We start from the raw sequence: 6000 nt of genomic DNA, 5'->3' as shown, positions 1-6000 counted from the left end.
ACGATAAGAATGTTATTTATAACATTGGTACGCTATTGAGTTTTCAAGCAACAAACCGCATTCTCAACCCTAGCCAGATGCTGGCCGGTGTTTCGTATCGGTCATTCTCAAGTTTTTGTGTTACCCGTTTGGGCAACTCATTCAGTCTATAATGCTTTTTCCATCATCGCAACTCGTTAGAGCGTGACGATAGCCACAAGCTCTTTTCTTTACTTCAAAGCCTTAGCTTCAAACCCGAAAACCAGTTCAATCAACTTTTCCTGGGAGTCTTTATCGACTCAACTTGTGGTGCACTATTCGATTATTTTTCGCTTTCGGCCGGTTCCCCGCGCCTCAGCGACTCGTTATACTTTACGCAGGTTTTTTGAAGCATGCAACCCGAACAGGGCTCTTTTTCCCTCAAAACACCACCTAAACCCACCCAAACGAAGATATTTCACCTAGTAAACAGCGGGTTAAAGTTTTTCAAAAATATTTTGAAAAACTTTCCTAGCCTCGCAGAACCTCACCCTGCCCTGTCTCCGGTTTCCCTCGCTTTTACCGCCCTGGCAAGCGCAAATAACAAAACCCGCCCCACTCTCTCCTTGTGTAAGGAGGAGAGGTGGGGCGGGCGTCCGCGAGGAACTTACTGGGCAACCTCAACAACAGCCATGTTCTTCTTGCCGCGGCGAACTACCGCGTACTTGCCGAGAAGCAGGTCAGATTCGGTAAGGGCGGCGTCCTCGCCCTGAACCTTGACGTTATTGATAGCCGCGCCGCCTTCCTTGAGAGTACGGCGGGCTTCTGACTTAGATGCGGAAAGGCCGGTCTCGGTCAGCACGGTCACTATGTCCAGCTGATCCCGGGTGAGTACAGCATGGGGCAGCTCAGCGGTTGCAGCTTTGAGGGTTGCCTCATCCAGGGCAGCGAAGTCGCCCTTACCGAAGAGAGCCTCTGAAGCAGCAATGACCTTCTCGGTAGCTTCAACACCGTGCACCAGTGACGTGACCTCGTAGGCCAGGGTCTTCTGCGCCAGACGCTTGAAGGGCTCTTCTTCTACAGACTTCTGCAGGGCAGCAATCTCGTCGCGGGTCTTGAAAGTAAAGACCTTGAGACGGTCAGCTACGTCAGCATCGGCAGTGTTCAGCCAGAACTGGTAGAAAGCATAGGGTGAGCACATTTCGGGGTCCAGCCAGATAGCGTTGCCCTCAGACTTACCGAACTTGGTGCCATCCGAGTTGGTAATGAGCGGAGTACCCAGAGCGTGAACAGATTTGCCGGTGACCTTACGAACCAGCTCGGTGCCACTGGTCAGATTGCCCCACTGATCGGAGCCACCGCACTGCAAGGTGACATTGTGGCGGCGGTTCAATTCGAGGAAGTCATTCCCCTGCAGAATCTGGTAGGAGAACTCGGTGTAAGAGATACCCTCTTCAGAGTTCAGACGCTTAGCCACAATCTCTTTTTTAATCATGGTGCCCACGCGGAAGTTCTTACCGATTTCACGCAGAAAATCGATAGCAGATAGCTCGCTGGTCCAGTCCAGGTTGTTAACCATCTGGGCGCCGTTCTCACCCTCAAAAGATAGGAAGCGCTCAATCTGGCCGCGCAAACGGCTTACCCAGCCCTCCACCACATCGCGGGAATTAAGGACGCGCTCAGAGGTCTGACGGGGGTCACCAATCAAACCGGTAGCTCCACCGACCAGGCCGAAGGGGCGGTGACCAGCCAGCTGCAGGCGACGCATCAGCAGCAGCTGCACCAGGTGCCCCAGGTGCAGGGAAGCCGCTGTGGGGTCGTAACCGATATAGAAGTTCACGGTCTCTTCAGCCAGCGCCTTCTCAAGGGCTTCTTCATCGGTGCTGACGTGCACAAATCCACGCCACTTCAATTCCTGCCAGATATTCTCGAAGGAATCATCGTTGTGCTGAGCTGCAAGAGTCTCTTCAGACACGGTTACTCCATGGTTAGTAATGAACAAAAAGCAGTGGCAAAGCCACCTGCTACCACGGTACCAGTTCACCGCCCAGGCAGGCTTCGGACAGCTGCGGTGTTCTCTGATTGAGAGAAAGGAAAGGACGCCCCTCCCCCGCTTCCCTGCCCGCGGGCAGGAAAAGGGGCTGGGAGCGTCCTTGCGCTACGGGTTCTCGTGCAGCTACTCGGTAGGGTCGATACCCGCGGGCAATTCACGAGAAGCGAGCAGGTGCAGGCGCTGGGTGGGGCGGGTCATGGAAACATACAGGTCGCCCACCGAACCGTTAGCTGCACGCACCAGGTCGGCAGGCTCAACGATAATCACGGTGTCGAACTCCAGGCCCTTGGATTCCCAGGGAGTCAGAATCAGTACCTGGTGTTCCAGGGCAGAGGCCGAGGTGCCCAGCTTACCCTTGTGCTCGGCAGCAATCGCCAGGGCGGTCTCGCGGTAGCGCTCTTCACTGACAATCACGCCGATCAGGCCACCGGCGCCCTGCTCCAGCTCATCGCTGACGGTGCTCACCACAGCCGGGTAGAGGGCGTCCTCACCAACGATACGAGCGGACGGTGCCCAGTTACCCTCACGCACAGCGCGGGGGGCTGAAATCTCCAGGCCGGCAGCGCGGGCAACCGCAACGGCGGCGTCCGAAATCTGGGCGGGAGTACGATAGTTGACGGTCAGCTCGTCCAGGGTAAAGCGCTCCCCCACAAAAGGCTCAAGAGCCTGCGCCCAGGACTGGGAAGCAGCAGCCGATGAGGCCTGGGCAATGTCGCCGACAATCGTGAAGGACTTCATGGGGCAGCGGCGCATGAGCAGGCGCCACTGCATGGGGGAAAGCTCCTGGGCCTCATCAACCACCACGTGCCCGTAGGCCCAGGTACGGTCGGCCTGCGCGGCGCGGGCGGCGGTCATACGCTCGCCGCGTTCCTCGTTGAGCTCAGCAATCTGCTCGGCGGTGACCACACCATCGACACCCATATCGGCCAGCTGCTGGTCCACGTTCTCCAGAGCCTTACGCGCATTTTCGAGGTTAGCCTGGTGGGCAGCCTCAGCGCGGGCAGCAGCCCCGGCACCAGCGACCTTGGAAAAATCACCGAGCAGCTCAGCTGCCTCATCAAGCAGGGGCACATCGGACTCGGTAAAGGGCAGGTTCGCTGCGCGGGCCAGGACGTCACGCTCAGTGTCGGTGAGGACGCCCGCGGTTGCGCTCTGCAGGTATTCCGGCTTTGAAAACAGCGAGCGCACCAGGGTCTCGGGCGACAGGGGCATCCAGGCGAGGTTGATAGCTCGGCGGACGTCCAGGGACCCGCGGACATCGTCTTCGAGGTAGGGGCGGTCAACCGCGTGGCCGGCGGCGGCGTCCAGCTTTTCGTTGAGCTGGACGGTGAGCTCTTTGAGGAGCACCTTCACAAAGGTTTCCCGAGCCTCGTTATGGGGCTTGCCGGTTGAACGCGCCGTGTTGCGGGCATGCTTGACCATGCCGGGGGTCATCTCGATGGCGGTGGAATCCACGTACATCTTCACGGGCTTGGCCGGCACCTTCTGACGGTCGGCCACAGCCTTTTTAATGACCTCGGCCATGCGCAGGTCGCCCTTGATTTGGGCAACCGCGGGATCGGTTTCGGGTACAGCCTTAATACCGGGGTACAAGGTAGCTAAGGACGACATCACCACGCCGGTCTCGCCCAGGGAGGGCAGCACACGCTCGATGTACCACATGAAGGAAGCGGAGGGGCCGACCACCAGAACGCCAGCGTTGTTGAGACGCTCGCGGAAGGTATAGAGCAGGTAGGCGGCACGGTGCAGGGCAACGGCGGTTTTACCGGTACCGGGGCCGCCCTGCACGACGCGGACGCCTGCCAGGTCGGCGCGGATGATGGCGTCCTGCTCTGCCTGAATTGTCGCCACGATATCGCCCATGCGGCCAGTGCGCTTGCGGTTCAGGGCCGCCAGCAGGGCACCCTCACCGTGCAGGTTCTCATCGCCGTCCTCAAGCAGAGTTGAGTCGAGTACGTCGTCTTCGAAGCCGGTTACTTCGCGGCGTTCTAGCATCAGGTGGCGGCGGCGGCGCACACCCTGCCGGTTGAAAGCGGTGGCCTGGTAGAAGGTGCCCGCTTCGGGGGCGCGCCAGTCAATGAGCAGGCGCTCGTGGTCTTCGGTTGCCAGGCCGATACGGCCGATGTAGCGGATAGCCTCGTCGTCGAGGTCAAGACGGCCAAAAGCCAGACGGTGGTCAACAGCGTTGTACTGGGCCAGGCGGTCTTCATAGTGCTGGGCGTAGGCGTCACGCTCTGAACGGTTCTGGTGGCTGCCAACAGCCTGGTTCTTGCGGGTGCTCTTGAGCTTTTTCTCGTTAATCTCTCGGAGCTCATCAAGGCGGGCATACAGCCTGCCCACGTAGGCTCGTTCACCTGCCAGCTGAGCCTCGTAGGCTTTTTCAGCGGCAGTCTGCTCACCGGTTGCGGTTGTGTTCTCAGTCAAGAGGGAACCCTTCATCGCGGAAAATTCAAGCCCTCCATTCTACCCGTACACCCGAGCAAAAAGAAAGGACGCCCGCGGCAGCTCGGCGGGGCAGGGCGCCCAGACTTTCAATCGCTGCCTATCAGTAGTGGTATCTGCAGGCGGCAATCAAGATTGACGTATCTGTTATCGCATAAATGAGTCTGTGTTCGTCTGTAATCCGCCGCGACCAGAACCCTGACCAGTCGTGTTTAAGGGCCTCGGGTTTGCCGATACCCTCGTGCCCGTTGCGGGCAATATCTTTGATCAGAGTGTTAATGCGTTTGAGGACTTTGCGGTCCTGCTGCTGCCACCAGAGGTAGTCTTCCCAGGCGTTTTCATCCCACACGATTTTCATGGCTTACTCTTCGATCAGCTGGTGCTCTTCCCCCAGACCAGCTTTCAGCCGCGCGATTGATTCAGAGATTCGACGAGCGTTCCTGGGAGAGCGCATGAGGTAGGCGGCTTCTTTGAGGGACTCGTAGTCTTCGAGCGATAGCATGACGACGGGGTCGTGCCCCACTCTAGTGATGATGACTTCTTCGCGGTCGTTGATAACAGAATCCATGACCTCTGCGTACCGAGCCCGAGATTCTGAATAGGTCATTGTTTTCATTCCACACAGCCTTTCTTGTACAACTAATTGTACGACCGCTGGTTTTTCTTGGATAGCCCCGAGAGAACAGCACAACCCATTCCAGAACGAAGCGGACGCCCGCCCCTCCCTGCTGGGGAAGGACGGGCGTCCGCTCAATGAAGGATTGACCTACTGTTCAACTACTCCCTGGGGAGAGATCGTAAAGCTCTTACCTGCCGAGCTGCGGCAGGTCACGCTATCTACGCTGAGAGGCTGACAACTAAAGTCATAGAAATTGACGGTAGTGCCGATATCGATAGGGATAGCAGCATCCATTTCTGCGGTCACTCCCTGTAAGCCTCCCTCAGAGATATCAACAGTATCGCCTCCCAGGGTTACCAGGTTGGTAGCAACGTACCCACCGACCTTTCCATTAGCGGGTGGAACAGCTCGCCCAGTTGAGACCTCACATGTGACGGTAAAACCATTCGTGGTCCAACAGGCAATGTTCTTGCTTGAACCGGCTGGAGCAAAAACATATTTGCTGACGGCACTGCTCCAGGGGACATTAGCAACGTGCCCAGGAATTGGCTGGAGGCTAGATACCCGTAGCTGGATGTAACCACCGTGGCCCGGGTGGACGCAGGTGGCATAGGTTCCGGTATCGCGGGCAATGACATTATCTTGTTTACATTCGTAGCCATCTACAGTGGCTTGAGCGGGGGTCGTTCGCTTTCCATCCTGAAAATGATCAGGGGTCATCATCAAATCGAACTTCTGCATCACAGTCATAGCTTCTTGGCATGACGTTGGACCGCCAAAAACAAAGGCAGAAAACTCTGAAGCATTGACCCTGCCACAGTTAGTACCCGGTGCCGCGACCTCAGTAGAAAGATTCGGTGCCGCTGCAACAGTTTCTTCGTCACTTTCAGGGGTGGGGGCAGCAGTTGTAGGTTCAGCAGCCGGTGAT

General features: G+C 57.5%; 5 protein-coding genes. All 5 read right to left on the bottom strand.

Features of this window, described 5'->3' with window-relative positions:
- Nucleotides 1-625: 625 nt before the first annotated feature.
- On the bottom strand, nucleotides 626-1933 hold the full coding sequence (tyrS, locus tag L6758_RS07555; RefSeq protein WP_237205567.1) for a tyrosine--tRNA ligase: 1308 nt from the start codon (nucleotides 1931-1933) through the stop codon (nucleotides 626-628).
- Between the two features lie 201 nt (nucleotides 1934-2134).
- A complete protein-coding gene (locus L6758_RS07550; RefSeq protein ID WP_237205566.1) occupies nucleotides 2135-4435 on the bottom strand; it encodes a HelD family protein in 2301 nt (766 codons plus the stop codon).
- A 121-nt stretch (nucleotides 4436-4556) separates the two neighbouring features.
- Nucleotides 4557-4811: a Txe/YoeB family addiction module toxin gene (locus L6758_RS07545; RefSeq protein ID WP_237186795.1), complete on the bottom strand. Its 255-nt coding sequence runs from the start codon at nucleotides 4809-4811 to the stop codon at nucleotides 4557-4559.
- 3 nt (nucleotides 4812-4814) lie between these two features.
- Nucleotides 4815-5060: a type II toxin-antitoxin system Phd/YefM family antitoxin gene (locus L6758_RS07540; protein WP_336603556.1), complete on the bottom strand. Its 246-nt coding sequence runs from the start codon at nucleotides 5058-5060 to the stop codon at nucleotides 4815-4817.
- A 159-nt stretch (nucleotides 5061-5219) separates the two neighbouring features.
- A complete protein-coding gene (locus L6758_RS07535; RefSeq protein WP_237205565.1) occupies nucleotides 5220-5822 on the bottom strand; it encodes a hypothetical protein in 603 nt (200 codons plus the stop codon).
- Between the last annotated feature and the right edge of the window lie 178 nt (nucleotides 5823-6000).

It is taken from the genome of Rothia nasimurium, from assembly GCF_928382285.1.
Classification (GTDB): Bacteria; Actinomycetota; Actinomycetes; order Actinomycetales; family Micrococcaceae; genus Rothia; species Rothia nasimurium_E.
Note: the sequence above shows the minus strand (reverse complement) of the source record. Positions and strands in the feature narration are given on the sequence as shown.

Coding starts and splice junctions, on each gene's coding strand:
- L6758_RS07545 (WP_237186795.1), bottom strand. CDS start 4,811: ATGAAAATCGTGTGGGATGAAAACGCCTGGGAAGACTACCTCTGGTGG.
- L6758_RS07540 (WP_336603556.1), bottom strand. CDS start 5,060: ATGACCTATTCAGAATCTCGGGCTCGGTACGCAGAGGTCATGGATTCT.
- L6758_RS07535 (WP_237205565.1), bottom strand. CDS start 5,822: ATGACTGTGATGCAGAAGTTCGATTTGATGATGACCCCTGATCATTTT.